The organism is Mesorhizobium sp. M1428 (assembly GCF_040317515.1).
GTDB lineage: Bacteria > Pseudomonadota > Alphaproteobacteria > Rhizobiales > Rhizobiaceae > Mesorhizobium.
This window is the reverse complement of record NZ_JAMYKT010000003.1, coordinates 1-17,476: the sequence shown is the minus strand read 5'-3', so window position 1 is coordinate 17,476 and position 17,476 is coordinate 1. Positions and strand designations below refer to the sequence as shown.

Genomic DNA, 17,476 nt, shown 5'->3' with positions numbered 1-17,476 from the left:
GCACAGCTGCAGGTCCGGGGATCAGCGGAGCGCCGCCTCCAGGCCCTGGATCATGCGGTCCACTGCCTGTTCCGGCGTCGACTGACCTGTCAGCACCGACTGGAAAGCGGGATTGACGACATTTTCGGACCAGCCCGCGGCGCCGACAAAATTGTTCGGCAGGCGTCCGAACTTGAGCGTCTCCGTCGCCGCACTATAGATCGGATTGCCGGTGATCCGCTGATCCTGCAGCGCAGCGGCGGAAGCCGGAAAATAGCCGGTCCCCTCGAGCAGGGCCAGGGCAGCGTCCGTTTGGCCCCAGAAACTCACCCACCGCCAGGCAGCTTCGATATTGTCTTCCCTCATGACGCCGTTGCCGGCGTACGCGACGCGAGCGACGTGCGCCTTCGGACCGGCCGGCATCGGCGCAGTCGAGAATTGTTCGCCCTGCTTCATCGCACTCGAGATTTCGTTCAGCGAACCGGTATGATGCCACACCATGGCAGTCTGCCCGGTGCGGAACGCCTCCATGATCTGACGGTAGCTGTCGTGGGGCGCGCTCGGCGGCACGACCTTTTCCTTCAGGAAGAGATCGGAATAGAACGTTATCGCCTCGATCGCCGCGGCCCTGTCGATGGCCGGCTGCCCGTCCTTGACGATCGGCGAGCCGAACGCCTCCATGACATCGATGACATATTTGAAACCGCCGGCGCCGGCGCGCATGCCGAAGGCATACCTGCCCTTCGAAGGATTCGTCAGCTTGCGGGATGCCTGCAGGAATTCGTCGAAATTTCGGGGTGGCCCCGCCAGTCCAGCTTCCTCGAAATAGTCCGCGCGGTAGTACATCCAGTCAACGAAGGCGAAGGCGGGAACCGCATAAATGGCGCCATTGCTGGAAAGCCCGGTCCAGCGGTTGTCGGGAAAGTTCGCCTTGCCCTCCCACCCATTCACGCGCTCGGTAAGATCGATCAATCCCTCCATCGCGGTAAGATCGGCGAAGCGCTCGGCGATCACCATGGCGGTATCGGGACGCCCGCCGGCCAGCACGGCCGAAGACACCTTGGCCATATATTCCGAGTTCGGGATGTTCTCTTGGGTTACCGCCACGTCTGCATTCGCCGCCTGAAACAATCCGATGATCTTGAGCAAGCTGGCCATTTCCGACTGACTGGTGAAGTGGTGCCAGTAACTGATGGCACTTGCGGCACGGGCACCACCAATGCGCCCTGCCATCGCGAGGGCCGCCGAACCCACGAGAAACTGCCTCTTGTTCAACTGCATGCGACCTCCTCCAAGATATCAGATCAGCAGACTGATCGATCAGTTGGAGCGTTGGGTAACATCATTTTCCAAGCCGTGCAACCTCGCCGGAGAGGCAAATGGCAAACGACGACGTGTCAGACCAGACCCAGGTTCCGCTGCATGGCCGCCTGGAAATGGGACTGCAGCTTTGCTTCGGCAGCGTCGGCATTCCTGCTGCTGCAAGCCTCGAGAATGTCCAGGTGCTCCTTGAGCGTCCGGATGATGATCGGCGAGGTGAGTTTGCTGTCCAGCCGCAACAGACGCAGATAATTGTGCATGCGCCGGTAGGTGCTATCGATCAAGGGATTGCGCAGTGCGCCGATGACTGCGCCATGCAGCTCTCCCTCCAGCGCATCCATCTCCTCCAGTTGCTCCTTTCCCACACCCTCACGTTCGATGCGCCTGACCAGCCGGGAGTGCCGCATTTCCAAGGCATTCATGACGGCTTCATCGCCCTGCTCGGCAAAGACGCGAATTGCCGAACGCTCGATGATGGCGCGGAATTGGTAGGTGGCGCGTGTGAGTTCCATGCCAGGTTTTATGAACTGGATTCCGGAGCGTGGATGGATGGTGAGAATTCCTTCCGCCTCGAGCTTGCGCAGAGCGTCACGAAGCGGAGCGACAGGCACGTCAACGATCGCGGATAGTTCGCTCTGCGAAACGAATGCCCCGACCGGAACGCGCCTGTCGAACAAGCGCTCCAGAATTCGTTCGTAGGCAACATCGCTCATACGGGTGGCCGCCACCGGGGTATGAGAGATGGCTTTTGCTTTGCCCGCCACTTGCGGCTCCTCCGCTGATTCGGTACTGAGACATCTTGACTGATAGATCAGTAACTTGCACTAAACGATCAGAAAGCCCATGTGATGAGCCTCTCGCATTTTCGTATAACCCGATTTCAGTTCGCCCGCGACCGGGTAATCGGGGACAGTCAGGTTCGAGCCGACGATGTAAACGTCGCGGCGCTGGAACTCGTTTCGAAAAGTGGCGAGGTGGGGCTGGGCTTCATCCAGACACTCTTCAATCCCCTGCCCGACCAGACTGAGATTGAGACCGTTTTCGAAAACGAGGTTTGGCCGGCCCTGAAAGGACACAAGGCGATCGCGCTGGTTCATCGTGTGAACCGCCCGCGCGGCGGCAATCAGCGGGCCTACTCCCTGCCTTTTCATGAAGCGGTCCAGGTCGCGCTTTGGGACCTTGCGGCAAAGGAAGCCGGCCTACCCCTTCACGTGCTGCTCGGCAGTCGTCGCAACCGTGTGAAAGCCTACGCCAGTGGCCTCGATTTTCACCTCGACGATGATGCTTTCGTTTCCTTGTTTTCCCACGCGGCGTCGCTTGGCTATTCCGCTTTCAAGATCAAGGTCGGCCACCAGGATTTCGATCGCGATCTGCGGCGCCTGGAACTGTTGAAATCCTGTGTGCCGGCAGGCTCGAAAATCATGATCGACCCGAATGAGGCGTGGACCTCGAAGGAAGCGCTGGTGAAATTGGTGGCGATCCGCGATGCCGGTCACGACCTTCTCTGGGTCGAGGATCCAATCCTGCGTCACGACCACGAAGGATTGAGAATGCTCAGGCAGGCAATAACATGGACTCAGATCAACAGCGGCGAGTATCTAGATCTTCAAGGCAAACGGCTTCTTCTGGAAGCCCACGCAGCCGACATCCTGAATGTCCACGGTCAAGTCACCGATGTTATGCGCATCGGTTGGCTGGCCGCCGAGCTCGGCATCCCGGTCAGCATCGGCAACACCTTTTTGGAGATCGGCGTGCACATGGCGGTCGCGCTTCCGGAAGTCGAATGGCTGGAATATTCGTTTCAGAACTTCGATCATCTGGTGGAGCAGCCCATCGAAATCCGGGACGGCTACGCCTATGCACCCGATCGACCTGGCCATGGATTGGTACTGTCCGAAAAAGCGCGCGGTGAATGGACGAGACCAAGGCGCCTGATGCGGTCGGAACTGGATCCCGCGCCAGAAAATGCACGCCTCCCTGGCAAGTGAGTGAATGATCGAGCCGGCTTTGTGCATGGCGCAATTCACGCCACCTCGAAGACCACATGTCCGAAGAAGTGCCGAGGACGCGATGCGCGCGATCATCTCCTGGGGGTGCTACGCGGAGTTGTTCGGCTACGACGAGCGCTCGAAGCAATTCGCCCTCGAGAACCCGGCGTGAGCGAGTTCGCATGGCTGTCTTCTCAGGAACATTCCATGATTTCGATCGAACAGGTTGCCAATTAATCTGGGCATCGTCCTGCCGCGCGGGTCCGGGATCGGGTTCCTCGGTGCTGGTATTATGTTTTTCAAGGAGGAACTGAACGTGTGCGACCTCAATACTGCGCCGACCCGCTGGTCTTCCGCCGCGTTCGGCGTCCTCGCCAAGCCCGCCGGACGCTCCTCGCCGCGGTCGCGGCTGGTTAACCGAGTTCGAGCCCAGTTTCTCGTCCGTGTGGTCTGCCGCAATCCCGACGTCGGCATCGGTCATCTGAGCCTTCGGCGCCTCGAACTGAAGAGCACCGCGCGTGTCGAGGTAACGTCCAGCAATCGGCGACAACCCGCAACCGATGCCGCTTGAAGCCGTTGTGGGACGGCTCGGCCTCGAGCCTGCGGTTTCGGCAGCGCGATAGTCTAGGGCGTCGAGACCTGATTGAGTGTCGAAGATAGCTTCCGGCCTGGTTTGCACCGCCATAAGAACTGCGGCGGGTGATCGATTGGCTGTCACATGAACCAGCTCATGAGCATTCCGACCATGCACATCGCCATAGCGATCGTGGAGGCCCATCCCAGCCAGCGCAGCCAGCCCTTGACGGTGAAGTCGCCCATGACCTTTGGCTGGGCTGTCATTATCATCATGACCGTCATGACCGGAACGGCGACGACACCGTTGACGACGGCTGTCCAATACAGCGCCTTGATCGGGTCGATTGGACTGAACGTGATCGCTGCTCCGAGCCCCGTGGCCGCGGCAAGAGTGCTGTAAAACGCCACAGCCTCCTTAGGTCTGCGCGACAACCCCACGGGCCATCGTCTCGCCTCGCCAATGGCGTAAGCCGCCGCGCCGGCCAGGATCGGTACCGCCAGCAACCCTGTCGCGACGATGCCGAAAGCGAAGATAGCAAAGGCAAAATCGCCGACGATCGGCCGCAGCGCCTCGGCCGCCTGAGCGGATGTCTCGACGTCGGTGATGCCGGCTTTGTTCAAGGTCGCCGCGGTCGCGAAGATGATCGCCAGCGCGATGACGTTGGAGAATGCCATGCCTATGAGAGTGTCGGCGCGTATTCGCGAGAACGCGTCGACCGCCTGACGTGGAGCCCTCAACAACGATTTTCTGCGATGATTTGCGTGGACCTCTTCGGCCTCCTCTGACGCCTGCCAGAAGAAGAGATAGGGCGAAATCGTCGTGCCGAAGATAGCGAGAAGCGTAGTGAAGAACTCGTTGCTCCAGACAATTCGCGGGACCAGCACGCCACCCAGTGCTTCGGCCCAGGGAACTTGCACAGCAAACACGACAGCGACATACGAGAACAGGCTCAACGTCATCCATTTCAAGATGAGCGCGTAGCGATCGTAGTTCACGAAAACGATTCCAATTACGCAAATGGCTGCGAACAGGACGACATACAGAACGGTCGGGCCGCCGATTAGAAGCTTCGTCGCATCGGCCATGGCGCTGAGATCGGCGCCGATGTTGACGGTATTTGCGATGAACAGAAGAGTTACGATGGACTGTAGAAGCCAATTCGGATAGTGGCGGCAGAGATTGCCTGCGATGCCGTGGCCGGTAGTCCTTCCGATACGCGCACTGATTTCCTGAATCGCGACCATCAGAGGATAGGTCAGCAGCATCGTCCATCCAATCCCGAACCCGAGCTGGGCCCCCGCCTGGCTATAGGTGCCGATCCCGGATGGATCATCGTCCGACGCGCCAGTGATCAGCCCCGGCCCCAATCTGCCGAGGATCGTCTTCTTCACGGGCGAGACAGAAGAAGTCGGTTGATTTTTCTTGGAAGCCGTCAGCTCATCCATTGCGTCCGATCCACAGAGCAAAGCCAGCGGCGCCCGTGGCTGCCAACACCTGTCCGATATGGATCAGTTGGGGCGGTTCGGCCGAAGTACCTCTGAAGCAGAAGTGACACGACGGTGGCGCCTAAAGAGATCGCCAAAAGAACGCCGACCGTTTGTGTCCTGCGGATCATGACACTGTCCCTTAGAGTGGACTGATAACTTCTTAGAAGGGTTAAGGTTCCTGGATCTGCTGCTGCCAATGGGAAGCACAACTTCATCGTCTGGGGAGTGCCATAGCGACCGCCGGCACTCATCTCACGCAGTGGCCCTAGAAGCACCGGTATCGACCAACCGGCCACCGGGCGGTTCTCGCGTACGCCGAACCGGCTTGAGCAACTAGTCGGTAGGCTCTCCGCTGACTTCGTTAACCAATACCGCCAGGCTGGGCCCCGCAACCCGATCAACTTGCGGGATATCTGTCTCATGGCGCCGCGGCCGGCACCAATCCAGCAATTCCGGTTAGCACGGTGTGGTGTCACCGCGTGAGACAGCTTGACTGTTCAGACAAGTTGCTGAAATCAGCGCAGGCTTCTCCTGCGCCGCCCTGGATATCGTCCCGACAGTCCGGCACGCCGATTACAGGCCCCTGCGGGAAGACAATCGCGCCATCGTTCGCGCCGCCAGCCGGGCCAGCAAGGCTGCTGACACCGTGCCATACGGCATTATTTCACTCCTCGTGACAGTCGGACCGCACGCGAAAATGACCGCGCTGGTTCGAATCTCAGCTGGCCATGTTACGGGGTGATTTCGGGATTCGGGCAATCGGTTACGGCTGAAACAAACCGGCGGTTCGCCCGATGTCAAGCAGCGCGCCGATGCTGCCGAACACCCGGTGCTACGTCAGCTTCCAGGCGCTTATGATGCTTCCGGTTCGCCTTGGGAGGTCCGCATAGTGTAACGCTTGGTGCTCGCACGAGATGGTGGGAGCCGGACCCGTCTCGGCCGTTCAGTGCAGTGCAGTGGGCGCCCGACGATGAAACTCGACTCCGCAGCCCGCCACGAGGTAATCCATGCGCTAACTCGGGTTCTCCAGGCGATTTGCTTTGCGCCACTCCTCGTACTCCCCGCGGGCATCGTCATGCAGCGGATAGTAGCGTTGCAACGGCCCACCCTCCATGAGCTTCACTCGCGAAAACTCCTCCCAATCGTGATGCTTCTGTGATTCTTCGATCACCTTCGGGGCCATCACGACGGGAAGCACCACCACCCCGTCGTCATCGGCGACGATGATGTCGCCGGGGATCACCGTGACACCGCCGCAGGCAATCGGAACGTTGACGGCATTGGGATAGATGCTGGTCTGCACGTGATAATTTGGCGTCCAGCCGCGCAGCCATAGGGGCAGGTCGAGCTTTTCGACATTGGGCCGGTCGCGCATGCACCCATCGATGACGATACCCGCCCCGCCCCTGCCCTTGAAATAGGTCGACATCATATCGCCGAAGACGCCCGAGCTCATGTCGCCGCGCGCGTCGACCACGACCACATCGCCTTCCTGCGCGTGATAGAGCACGTGCCGGTGCAGCTGCGTCTCCGGGTCGGCATATTCTCCTTCGGTGAACAGGTCCGGCCGCTGCGGCAGAAACTGCAGCGTCAGCGCCGGCCCGACGATCGACTTCCCGTGGTTTTGCGCCACCGGACCGACCATGTGCGGATTGCGGAAGCCCATGTGGCCAAGCGTGCCGGCAACCGTCGCGGCGCCGATCTCCCTGAGTGCGTCGATCAGGTCTTTAGGCGGCCGCACGATGTCGGAAGTATGCGTCATTGTGGACTCCGATTGAATGGAACTACCAGTTCGTAACAGAACCGTCGCGGCGCTTAAGGTGAGGCGCTTCCCAGAAACGCAAACTCTGCGCCTGGACCGCAACTTCGTTGACCTCGACGCCGAGCCCCGGGAGATCGCCGACCGGGTAGTCGGTCCCGTCGAGCCGTGGTTGTACGGGGAAGAAGTCGGAATTGTCGAAGCCCAGCTTTGTTTCGGGCGCCCTGGTCTCTAGCCACGCGAAGTTGGGTACCGCGGCGGCGAGATGCACGGTCGCGGCCGTGCACACTGGACCAAGCGGATTGTGCGGCATCAGGTCCACATAGTGCGCCTCGCTCCAGCCAGCGATTTTCATCGCCTCGGTGAGCCCGCCGACATTGCAAACATCGATCCGGTTGAACTGATGGATGCCGCGCTCGATGTAGGGCAGGAACTGCCACTTGCTGGCAAATTCCTCGCCGATTGCAAAGGGGATTTCGGTCATTGTGCGCAGCGATTCATAGGCCTCCGGCGTCTCGTCCCGTATCGGCTCCTCGAGGAAATCAAGCACGCCGCGGCCGAGCTTGTTGCAGAAGCTCGCGGCCTCTGCCACGGACAGCCGATGATGATAGTCGAGGCCGAGGACCACGTCGTCGCCCAGCGCCCCGCGCGCCTTGTTCAGCATACTCGCGGTAGCGCCGATGGATTCGCGCGGCTCGAAGATGTCCTTGCTGTTTTGCCCGAATGGGAAGAAGCGGATCGCCTGCCATCCCTGCGCGCGGAGTTCGCGGGCGCGTTCGATGGCAAAATCGCCCTCGGTCTCGTCGCCGGTCGAGGCAAAGGTGGGAATCCGGTCGCGCTGCTTGCCGCCCAGCAGCTCGTAGACCGGCACGCCCAGCGCCTTGCCCTTGATGTCATGAAGGGCGATGTCGATGGCGGAAATCGCCGCCTGAAGGACTCGCCCGCCTTCGAAGTACTGGCTGCGGTAAACCTCCTGCCAGATCCGCCCGATCTGCATCGCGTCGCGGCCGATGAGAAACTCGCGATAGTGCTCGACCGCGCCGGCCACGGCCCTCTCGCGACCGCTCAAGCCGCTCTCGCCCCAGCCGAAGATGCCTTGGTCGGTCTCGACCTTGACGAGCATCTGGTTGCGCGTTCCTACCCACACCGGATAGGGCTTGATCGCAGTGATCTTAAGCTTCTCAGTCATCCCCGCCCACGTTTCACGCGCATTCGCCCTATCTCAGTTGGCCTTGAGGGCCATCTCAGTTTCGCCATCGAACAGATGCATCCGCTCCTGGTCGAACTCGAGCCAGATCTGCTCGTCGGGCGCGACGGCAATGTTCGGCGGCACGCTGACGTTGACGATGGCGCCGGACAGGAACGCCTGCACGAAGGTGACGTCTCCTGTCGGCTCCACCGTGTAGGCTTTGGCCGGGACGCCGCCTGGCAGCGCACTCTTGTGGAGTTTGATCGTCGAGTGACGTGCGCCGAGCACGACTTTCCTGGTCGTCGCTTTCGCCACCTTCTGGGCATTGCGCGGTGAGAGCTCAAGGCGCCAGCCCTCGGCGCCGGTCAACACCGTGTTGCCGTTTGCCGTGGAGGCCTGCAGCGGAATAAGGCTCATCGCCGGGCTGCCGATGAAGCTGGCCACGAACATGTTTACCGGATGGGCAAAGACCTGCGCCGGTGAATCGTATTGCTGCAGGTAGCCGCCATTCATCACCGCCATTTTGTCAGCCATGGTCACGGCTTCGAGCTGGTCGTGCGTCACATAGATGATCGTCGCCTTTAGGTCCTGGTGGAAACGCTTGATTTCCGACCGCATCTGCACGCGCAGTTTGGCATCGAGGTTGGACAGTGGCTCGTCCATGAGGAACACGGCGGGGTCGCGAACGAGGGCACGGCCAAGGGCCACACGCTGCTGCTGCCCGCCTGAAAGTTCGCGCGGCTTGCGCTCGAGCAGGTGCGTCATATCGAGCACTCGTGCCGCTTCCTTGACCTTCCTGTCGATCTCGTCCCTGGGGAGTTTGCGCATCTGAAGCGGGAATGCCAGGTTCTTGTAGACCGATTTCTGCGGGTAGAGCGCATAGTTCTGGAACACCATTGCGATGTCCCGGTCCTTGGGGTCGAGGTCGTTGACCACCCGCTCGCCGATGATGATGTCGCCCGATGTGATCGGGGTCAGCCCGGCGACGAGATTGAGCGTGGTTGTCTTGCCGCAGCCTGAAGGGCCGACGAGCGCAACGAACTCGCCGTCATTGACCGTCAGCGAGACGTGGTTGACAGCTTTGAAGCTGCCATAGCTCTTGACGAGATCTTGGAGGACCACGTGGGCCATCGGCAACTCCCTAGTGCTTGACCGCGCCTTCTGTAAGGGCGCGTACGAAGTATCGTTGCAGGACCAGGAACAGCACCACGACGGGCACACTCATCATGAAGCTGGCTGCCATCAGGCCCGGAAAGTCCGTCGTATTTTCCGAGAAGAAGCGCTGGATGCCGACCGGCAGCGTCAACTGCTCGTTCTTGGAGAGGAAGGTGTAGGCGTAGATGTACTCGTTCCACGCGCCGATGAAGGAATAGATTGCGGTGGCGATGATCCCCGGCGTCGAGAGCGGCATCACGATCATGATGAAGGCCTGGAACCGTGTTGCGCCATCGATGCGCGCCGCCTGCTCAAGCTGCACCGGGATGTTGTCGTAAAAGCCCTTGAGCAGCCAGATCGCCAGCGGCAGGCCGAAGGTGAGATAGGTGAGTATCAGCGAGCCATGCGTGTTTATCAGACCGATCGCGCGCATCAGGATGAAGAGTGGCACGAGGAAGATCACCGCCGGGAACATGTTGCGCAGCAGCACGGCAAAGAACAGGAAGTTGCGGCCGGGGAAACTGAAGCGCGAAAACGCGTAGGCCGCAGGGACAGCCACGATCACCGAAAGGATTGTCGTAACGGTCGACACGAAAAGGCTGTTCCAGAAGAAGCGGAGGAAGTCCTGGCCAACGCTGTTCTGCGGATCGAGCAGCTTCTGGTAGCTGGCGAGGGTGGGTTCGTCCGGCCACCATTGCGGCGGGAATTGCGTCGCCGCGAATCCGGACTTGATCGAGGTGATCAGCATCCAGATCATCGGCAACGCGGTATAAAGCAGCATGAACACGAGGAATATGCGCCCCGCCCACCGCCATCCGTCGACGCGCATGCGGCGACGGGTCTGAGCTCGAGGGGCTGTCTCGGCAATCGTGCTCATGCGCTCCCCTCTTTCCGCTCGTTGCCGCTCAACGCACGGACGTAGAAGTAGCCCAGCGTCATCAGTGTGAGGAACAGGAGCACCGAATAGGCCGATGCCACGCCCCAGCGCTGCCGTCCGAAGGCGAGCTCATAAATGTGGGTTATCCAGATGTGTGATGCGTTCGACGGCCCGCCGCCGGTCATGATCCAGGGGATGATGAAGGAATTGAAGTTGGCCACCGCGAGCAGCAGCATCGTCACCACCGAGACGTTGCGCAAGTGCGGGAAGGTGACGTGCCAAAAGCGCTGCCATGCATTGGCACCGTCGACTTTTGCGGCACGCAGCAATTGGTCGGGGACTGTCTGCAGGCCGGCCATCATCATGATCATGGCAAACGGAAACTCGCGCCAGATATTGACGACGATCAGGGAGGGCAGCACCGTGTTGACATTGTCGATGAAATTCGGCGGCTGGTCGGCCAATCCGAGGCCGACCAGCACCGCGCCGATGATCCCGAAGTCCGAATGGTAGATCCACTTCCAGATATAGGAGGCGGCGACGGCGCTGATGACCCAAGGGATAATCAGGACAGCGCGCAAGACACCACGGCCGATGAAGTCGCGGTGGAGCGCCAGCGCTGTGGCAAACCCCAGGACAAAGGAGATGAGAGTTGACCCCAGTGTCCAGATCAGTGTGTTCCAGGTGACTTTCCAGAACACCTGACTGGTCAGGATGGTCGTGTAATTGTCGAAGCCAATGAACGTCTTGTCACGGAGCTGCAGGCCAGGCGGTGTCTTAAAGAACGACAGCTCGACCGTGTAGTAGATCGGATAGGCGATGACGATGAGCATCACGGCGATCGCTGGGAGCACGTACGCGTAGTCCGCGCGATGCGCCCAGATCTTCCGCAGCGTGCCGGATGTACCGGGTTGCAATCTTCGGCGAGCCTCGGCCTTGCCGGTCACGATCGTCACTTGTGGCGTGCCCTTTTTCTTCGGAACGAGGCGGCTGCGCCAGGGGCGCAGCCGGTCAGGTCGTAGGTCAGGCCTGGACTAGAGTCCGCCCATCAGGTCTTTTACCTTCTTGGCCGCGTCGTCCGCTGCCTCGTCGACGGTCATCGCTCCGGTCAGGGCATTCTGCAGCATGTCCGGGATGATGATGTTCATGATCTCGGGGGCCTGCGGCAGCGCTGGGAACGGAATGCCGTATGGCAGCATCGAGGTGGTGACGTCGAGGAACTTGATGTTGTCCAGACGTTCCTTCATCCACTTGGTCTTGAAGCCGTTGAGATTGCCCGGGTTTGATCCGGCATAGGCCATCTTCAGCGACCATTCAGGGCTCGTCCACATACAGATCATAGCTTTCGCAGCCGGCTCGTCTACCTTGCCGCCCTCGACATATTCGGGCTTCAGGATGTGAATGTTCGAGCCGCCGAACACGACGGCGCGCTTGCCGTCGGGACCAGTCGGGATCAGGCCGTAGCGCATGTTGTCGATGACCGTCTGCGCCTTGTCCTTGTCGGTGCCCGTCGCCTTTTTCTGCAGGTCGAGCATGACGTTGTAATCGGACGGGTGCGAGATCATCATGCCGAGCTGGCCGGCGACGAACAGGGGCTGGTTGTCGGCCTGCTGGTTGGTGAGTGCCGAGACCGGCACCGACTTGTCGCGAACATACATGTCGTAGGAAGCTTGCAGCGCTGCCTTGCTCTGCGGACTATCGAGCTGGACCTGCTCATATGTCGGGTTTGCGGTGGCTTCGTCGAAGACGCCGCCGCCATAGGCCCATAGCTGTGGCATGAAGCGGTACGGCGTATTGCCGGCGTTCTTGCGAGCCACGAGGCCGTAGCCGGCAATGCCTAGCTTGTCATGGATCTGCTTGGAATATTTGACGACGTCTTCCCAGGTTGCCGGAGGCTTGTCCGGATCGAGGCCCGCACGCTTGAAGATGTCGGCGTTCCAGATGAACGCCATCGTCTCGTTGTTGGTCGGTATGCCGTAGGTCACGCCCTCCCAGGTCACAGCCTTCATGGCGCCGGGCCAGAAATCCTCGGTCGAATACCCCACGTCCTCTGGCTTGAGCGGCTGCAGATAGCCCTTTGAGGCGAACTCGGTACCACCCAGGATTTGCAGGCGGACCGCCATCGGCGCGGCGTTGCCCAGGAGCGCCGTGCGGAACTTGTCGAGAAGGTCGTTATAGGTGAGGGCTTGTTCCTCGAGCTGGATGTTCGGATATGTCTTGCGGAAGGTCTCGAAGAAGTCCTTGTAGTACTGACGCAGGAGGTCGGGGTCGCCTTCGAACACGCCCTGATACCAGAAAGTCAGTCGCCCCTTGTAGTCGAGCGGTGTGACCTTGGCGCAATCGGCCGCCGTGTCAAAATCCTGTGTGCCCGCAATCGAGCGAACATATTCCGGCGACCACTTGCTCAGGTCGACCGGCGGTGCACCCAGCGCCGATGTAGACGTCAGGGATGCCATCAAAGCAGTGGCGACAGTGCCGCGCAGGACGGCACTGCCGAGCGCAATTCTCGTCATAGGTATCCTCCCTGGTTCTCCCATCCGCCCTGCGCCAAAGCAAAGCGGTCCTTGCTCGTTTCGATCGCGAGGATGCTTCTTTCAGCTCAGTGTATCCTCTCGATCGCTTAGTACGTTTTCAGATCATGGATTGCCTGTCAACGCGCAGAATCGTACATTGTTTGCCAAAGCCGTGTGTGATATCGGGCAAAAGTATGTATTAAATTGGGGAGCCGGCCTTGGCCGAAATAAGCGATTTCAAAGCGATGCCACCGGTCGGGACTGATCCCATCGGGGCCTCGAGCGAGGGCGCCTCGCTCTATGAACTGATCAGGGAAGACATCATCGAAGGACGGCTTGCCGCCAACGAACGGCTTGTGGTCACCGATCTCGCCCGGCGTCACGGCACCTCGACCAATCCTGTGCGCGAGGCCCTGCAGCTGTTGCGTGGCGAAGGCTTTGTCACCTTTGTCGCCAACCGCGGGGCGCGCGTCCGACCCATTGATCAGGATTTTGTCCGGGATATCTATGAGATCGGTGTTCTGATCGAGCCAGCCCTGACACGATGGTTTGTGAATATGGCTACCGGCGAGGACATCGCCGAACTCGAACGTCTCCAAGGCCTGATCGAAGAGAACAACTTCGCCGACACATTCAGGCACAGTGAGCTGGATACTGCTTTCCACACCGTGATGTACCAGCGGCACTACAACCGCCACGCCGCCGAGCTTTGGTGGAAACATCGCGAAGTGCTGCGAGCCGTGAGCCGTCGTTTCAATTTCACGCTGGCGCGACGTGCCGCGATCATGCGCGAGCACCGCGAACTCATCGCACTTGTGAAGGCGGGTGAGGCTGACAAGGCGGCCGAACTCGTTTCCCGCCATGTCGAGGGTTCGGGCCGGCATATTCTCGAACAGATGAGAGCGCGCAACGCCGCTCGGGCCGGATAGAACGTTCAGTCCAGAACATCGTTAGCTGACCATTTTCAGGCAAAGGTAGTTGAGATGAAAATCACGAGCATTCGGCCGTGGCTGATCAAATCCGATGCTTCTTACTGGGGAGAGTTCCTGTTCGTCGAAGTGACGACCGACGAGGGAGTGAGTGGCTGGGGAGAGATCACCACCACGACAAGGCTCGCCAACCGCGCTCTCTGCACGATCCTACGGCAGATCGGCGTCGCCGTGACAGGTGAGAATCCGGCGCGTATCGAGCATCTCTGGCACAAGATCTTCCGCAGCTTCACCTACATGGGAAGCCGCGGCGCCGCCGTCGAATGCGTGAGCGCCATCGATATTGCCCTCTGGGACATCCAGGGCAAAGTCCTCGGCAAGCCGATTTACGAGCTGCTGGGCGGACCAGTACGCGATGAAATCGCGCTCTACACCCATCCCAACCAGTCCAAATTCACCAGCAAGGAGGCTGTGGTCCGCGAAATTCTAGACATTGTCGAGTCCGGACACACTGCGCTCAAGTTCGATCCTTATCCCCACCAGGGCCGCAGCGCCGATGGCCTGCCCCGCGAACAGCGGGACGGCTACCTCGATGGCAGCATGACCCGCAAGGACGAGCGCGAAGCCGCCGAACTCGCGGCTCTGATCCGCGAAACGGCAGGACCCGATGTTGACATTCTCATCGATGCGCATGGCCGCTTCGATGTCCCCACCGCCATTCGCCTCTGTCGGAGCCTCGAGGAGGCCGGCCAGATCGACTGGTTTGAGGAGCCCTGCCCGCCCGAGAGCCTTAACGCCCTCAAGCAAGTGCGTGAGAAGGTCAATACCGCCATCTCATGGGGCGAGCGCGGCCACACGAAGTGGGATTTCGTGCCGGTACTCGAGAACAAGCTCGCCGACTACATCATGCCCGACGTTACCTGGACCGGCGGCATTACCGAACTCAAGAAGATTTCTGCGCTGTGCGAAGCCTACTACGTCCCGGTCTCGCCACATGACGCCGCGGGACCGATCAACGTGGTTGCGGGAGCGCAGGTGATGATGACCGTTCCCAACTTCTACAAACTCGAAACATCGGAGTGGAACCTGGGCAAATACGATCACCTGATCGACAGACCGCTCGACATTTCGAACGGCAGCCTGAAGCTGACGTCGAAGCCTGGTCTCGGTATTGAGATGGACCGCGACTACCTGCAGGCCCACGAGATTGAGCTGGGCTAACAACACGCTGTGCCCGCCAGAGTGCGGGCGACAAGCCGAAACGAGGATAGGTCATGGCAAAGACAGGTGGCGCCGACGAAGCGCTCAATCGAGTGAACGCGAACTCCAAGCCATCCCAGCTTCGCATCACCGACATGCGGGTGGCCGAAATCGTTGGCGCGCCGTTCACATCGACCCTGCTCAAGATTTACACCAACCAGGGTATCGTCGGGCTTGGCGAGGTGCGCGACGGCGCTAGTGCCACCTACGCGCTGATGCTGAAGAGCCGGCTGCTTGGCGAAAACCCCTGCGACATCGACCGCCTATTTCGCCGGATCAAGCAGTTCGGTGGGCACGGCCGGCAAGGCGGCGGCGTCTCGGCGGTCGAAATTGCGTTGTGGGATCTCGCCGGCAAGGCCTATGGCGTGCCCATCTACCAGATGCTCGGCGGCCGGTATCGGGAGAAGGTGCGCGTCTATTGCGATACGGACGCGACCGTGCCGAGCGGCACCGAGACCGGCAAGCGTCTCAAGCAGCGCATGGAGCTCGGCTTCACCTTCCTCAAGATGGATCTGGGGCTGATGCAGATCGCGGATGTCCCCGGTGCGGTCGTGTGTCCTGCCGGCTCACTTGAAGGGTACCGCGTCCATCCCGGCCGCGGTCCGGTCAAGACCCTTGAAGAGCGACGCGCCCGCAACGCCGCGTACGATTTGCACAACATTGCCCACCCGTTTACCGGCCTCCACTTTTCCGACAAGGGCCTCGACCTGCTTGAACAGTACATTGCCGAGGTTCGCGAAATTATCGGCATGGATATTCCGCTCGCCATTGACCATGTCGGCCACATCTCGCTGCAGAACGGTATTCGGCTCGCCAGGCGGATTGAAAGATACGTGCCGGCCTGGCTCGAGGATGTGATCCCATGGCAGTACACCGAGCAGTACCGGCAACTGCAGGCAGCCACCACGGTGCCGATCTGCACCGGCGAGGACATCTACCTTAAGGAGGGCTTCGAGCCCCTGCTCAAGAGCGGCGGCCTCTCCATTATCCACCCGGACCTGCTCACCAGCGGGGGCATCCTCGAGACCAAGAAGATCGGCGACATGGCCCAGGACCACGGCGTCGCAATGGCCATCCATATGGCCGAAAGTCCAATCGCCGCAATGGCCGCGGCACATGTCGCGACCGCGACCGAAAACTTCATGGCGCTCGAATACCATTCTGCCGATGTCGACTGGTGGGACGATATTGTCACCGGCGTTCCCAAGCCGCTCGTGAAGGACGGCTTTATCACTGTTCCGGACAAACCGGGCCTGGGGATCGACGGCGTCGTCGACGAGCTGATCTCGCAGCATCTGCAGCCGGGTGTCACCGGCATCTGGCAGCCCACGGATCACTGGGACAACGAGTATTCCTGGGACCGTACCTGGAGCTGAGGCGAAAAGAACCGACGATGAAGATCACCGATCTCCGCTGCGCCGTCATCGGCAAACATCCCATCGTCCGCATCGTTACCGACGAGGGCCTCTATGGCCTGGGCGAAGTCGAGTTCACCAAGACCTATTCAAGCCTTGGGTGCTGCATTTCCGTGAGGCGCTGATCGGCGAGGACCCTACCGACGTCGAGCGGGTGATGCTGAAGATCCGCCAACGCGGCTCTTTCAAGCCCTATGGCGCGGCGGTAAGCGCTATCGAGCATGCGCTGTGGGACATTGCCGGCGGGGCCGCAGGCGTGCCGGCCTACAAACTGCTCGGCGGCAAGGTGCGCGACAAGGTGCGCGTCTACAACGGCTCGATCCGCCAGAAGCGAACGGGGGACCGGCCGGAGGATTACGCCGCTGACGTGAAATGGATGATGGAGCAGCCGCAGAACTTTTTCATGATCAAGCAAGGGATCTCGTTCCACTCCAACATGAAGGACACCATCGAGGGCTTCCATTACGGCGTGACGCAGAAGAAGGCTGGCTATCACGGTGCCATGGATCAGGGCGTGATCAGCGAGCGCGGTTTCAACCACATGCTCGACTGCGTGATCGCGATGAAAGAAGTGCTGGGCGACAAGGTCAGCCTGGCGCTCGACTGCGGCCCGGGCTGGATGCTGCCCGATGCGATCAAGTTCGCTCGCGCGGTCGAGAAATACAATTTGATGTGGCTCGAGGACATGCTGACCGGCGACTATGTGCCGTGGGTCAATCCGCAGGCCTATCGGGAGCTGACCACCTCGACCTCGACGCCAATTCATACCGGCGAGCAGATCTACCTGCGGCACAATTTCAAGGAGCTGATCGAAACGCAGGCGGTGCGCGTCATCGGCCCCGATCCGGCCGATATTGGCGGCATTGCCGAGCTCAAATGGGTCGCCGAGCACGCCTATATGCACTCGATCCTGATGGCACCGCACGGCACCGCGAACGGCCTTCTAGAGCACGTCCTGTTTAATCCGGTTCATATCCTGCGGCTTTGAAGTAGTTGGCACATTCGGCTGGGGTGAAGAGGTCGACGAC

The 17,476-nt window shown here is 60.4% G+C and carries 14 protein-coding genes and 2 pseudogenes; 7 read left to right on the top strand and 9 right to left on the bottom strand.

The features are described from left to right. Positions 1–21 precede the first annotated feature (21 nt). Together NKG60_RS05225 and NKG60_RS05220 are read right to left on the bottom strand one after the other, a co-directional pair. Complete coding sequence (locus tag NKG60_RS05225; RefSeq protein ID WP_352974298.1) at positions 22–1,260, bottom strand: ABC transporter substrate-binding protein; 1,239 nt, start codon at positions 1,258–1,260, stop codon at positions 22–24. A gap of 116 nt (positions 1,261–1,376) precedes the next feature. Next, on the bottom strand, positions 1,377–2,012 hold the full coding sequence (locus NKG60_RS05220) for a GntR family transcriptional regulator (RefSeq protein ID WP_502911836.1): 636 nt from the start codon (positions 2,010–2,012) through the stop codon (positions 1,377–1,379). 135 nt (positions 2,013–2,147) lie between these two features. On the opposite strand from NKG60_RS05220, the gene NKG60_RS05215 reads away from it, so the two are divergent. Together NKG60_RS05215 and NKG60_RS05210 are read left to right on the top strand one after the other, a co-directional pair. Beyond that, a complete protein-coding gene (locus tag NKG60_RS05215; protein ID WP_352862871.1) occupies positions 2,148–3,287 on the top strand; it encodes a mandelate racemase/muconate lactonizing enzyme family protein in 1,140 nt (379 codons plus the stop codon). Between the two features lie 292 nt (positions 3,288–3,579). Further along, positions 3,580–3,858 (top strand): hypothetical protein, encoded by a 279-nt coding sequence (locus tag NKG60_RS05210; RefSeq protein WP_352974669.1) that lies wholly within the window; start codon positions 3,580–3,582, stop codon positions 3,856–3,858. Positions 3,859–4,001: 143 nt separating this feature from the next. On the opposite strand, the gene NKG60_RS05205 is transcribed toward NKG60_RS05210, so the two are convergent. After that, the gene (locus NKG60_RS05205) at positions 4,002–5,309 is read right to left on the bottom strand and encodes an NRAMP family divalent metal transporter (RefSeq protein ID WP_352862872.1); all 1,308 of its coding nucleotides are present in this window, start codon (positions 5,307–5,309) and stop codon (positions 4,002–4,004) included. A gap of 547 nt (positions 5,310–5,856) precedes the next feature. Here NKG60_RS05205 and NKG60_RS05200 point away from each other — a divergent pair. After that, positions 5,857–6,093: pseudogene (locus tag NKG60_RS05200) on the top strand (hypothetical protein); the annotation flags it as partial. Positions 6,094–6,363: 270 nt separating this feature from the next. On the opposite strand, the gene NKG60_RS05195 reads toward NKG60_RS05200, so the two are convergent. The 6 genes from NKG60_RS05195 to NKG60_RS05170 all read right to left on the bottom strand — a co-directional run bounded on the left by NKG60_RS05195 (position 6,364) and on the right by NKG60_RS05170 (position 12,844). Then, positions 6,364–7,113 (bottom strand): ribonuclease activity regulator RraA, encoded by a 750-nt coding sequence (locus tag NKG60_RS05195; RefSeq protein ID WP_352862873.1) that lies wholly within the window; start codon positions 7,111–7,113, stop codon positions 6,364–6,366. Between the two features lie 22 nt (positions 7,114–7,135). Beyond that, positions 7,136–8,299 carry a mandelate racemase/muconate lactonizing enzyme family protein gene (locus tag NKG60_RS05190; RefSeq protein WP_352862874.1) on the bottom strand — a complete coding sequence of 388 codons (1,164 nt, stop codon included), beginning with the start codon at positions 8,297–8,299 and terminating at the stop codon, positions 7,136–7,138. 33 nt (positions 8,300–8,332) lie between these two features. Beyond that, positions 8,333–9,430 (bottom strand): ABC transporter ATP-binding protein, encoded by a 1,098-nt coding sequence (locus NKG60_RS05185; RefSeq protein ID WP_352862875.1) that lies wholly within the window; start codon positions 9,428–9,430, stop codon positions 8,333–8,335. Positions 9,431–9,440: 10 nt separating this feature from the next. Next, the gene (locus tag NKG60_RS05180; RefSeq protein ID WP_023679256.1) at positions 9,441–10,331 is read right to left on the bottom strand and encodes a carbohydrate ABC transporter permease; all 891 of its coding nucleotides are present in this window, start codon (positions 10,329–10,331) and stop codon (positions 9,441–9,443) included. Continuing rightward, positions 10,328–11,287 (bottom strand): carbohydrate ABC transporter permease, encoded by a 960-nt coding sequence (locus tag NKG60_RS05175; RefSeq protein WP_352862877.1) that lies wholly within the window; start codon positions 11,285–11,287, stop codon positions 10,328–10,330. The genes NKG60_RS05180 and NKG60_RS05175 overlap by 4 nt, the downstream gene beginning before the upstream one ends. A gap of 78 nt (positions 11,288–11,365) precedes the next feature. Continuing rightward, the gene (locus NKG60_RS05170) at positions 11,366–12,844 is read right to left on the bottom strand and encodes an ABC transporter substrate-binding protein (protein WP_352862878.1); all 1,479 of its coding nucleotides are present in this window, start codon (positions 12,842–12,844) and stop codon (positions 11,366–11,368) included. 218 nt (positions 12,845–13,062) lie between these two features. Between NKG60_RS05170 and NKG60_RS05165 the strand changes: the two genes are divergently transcribed. From NKG60_RS05165 to NKG60_RS05150, 4 genes and pseudogenes are all read left to right on the top strand, one after another. Beyond that, positions 13,063–13,773 (top strand): GntR family transcriptional regulator, encoded by a 711-nt coding sequence (locus tag NKG60_RS05165; protein WP_023679253.1) that lies wholly within the window; start codon positions 13,063–13,065, stop codon positions 13,771–13,773. Between the two features lie 54 nt (positions 13,774–13,827). Continuing rightward, positions 13,828–14,994 carry a mandelate racemase/muconate lactonizing enzyme family protein gene (locus NKG60_RS05160; protein ID WP_352862879.1) on the top strand — a complete coding sequence of 389 codons (1,167 nt, stop codon included), beginning with the start codon at positions 13,828–13,830 and terminating at the stop codon, positions 14,992–14,994. Positions 14,995–15,047: 53 nt separating this feature from the next. Beyond that, entirely contained in the window at positions 15,048–16,409 is a 1,362-nt protein-coding gene (locus NKG60_RS05155; protein ID WP_352862880.1) for a mandelate racemase/muconate lactonizing enzyme family protein, read from the top strand. Positions 16,410–16,426: 17 nt separating this feature from the next. After that, a pseudogene (locus NKG60_RS05150) lies at positions 16,427–17,394 on the top strand (mandelate racemase/muconate lactonizing enzyme family protein); the annotation flags it as partial. Positions 17,395–17,476: the final 82 nt, after the last annotated feature.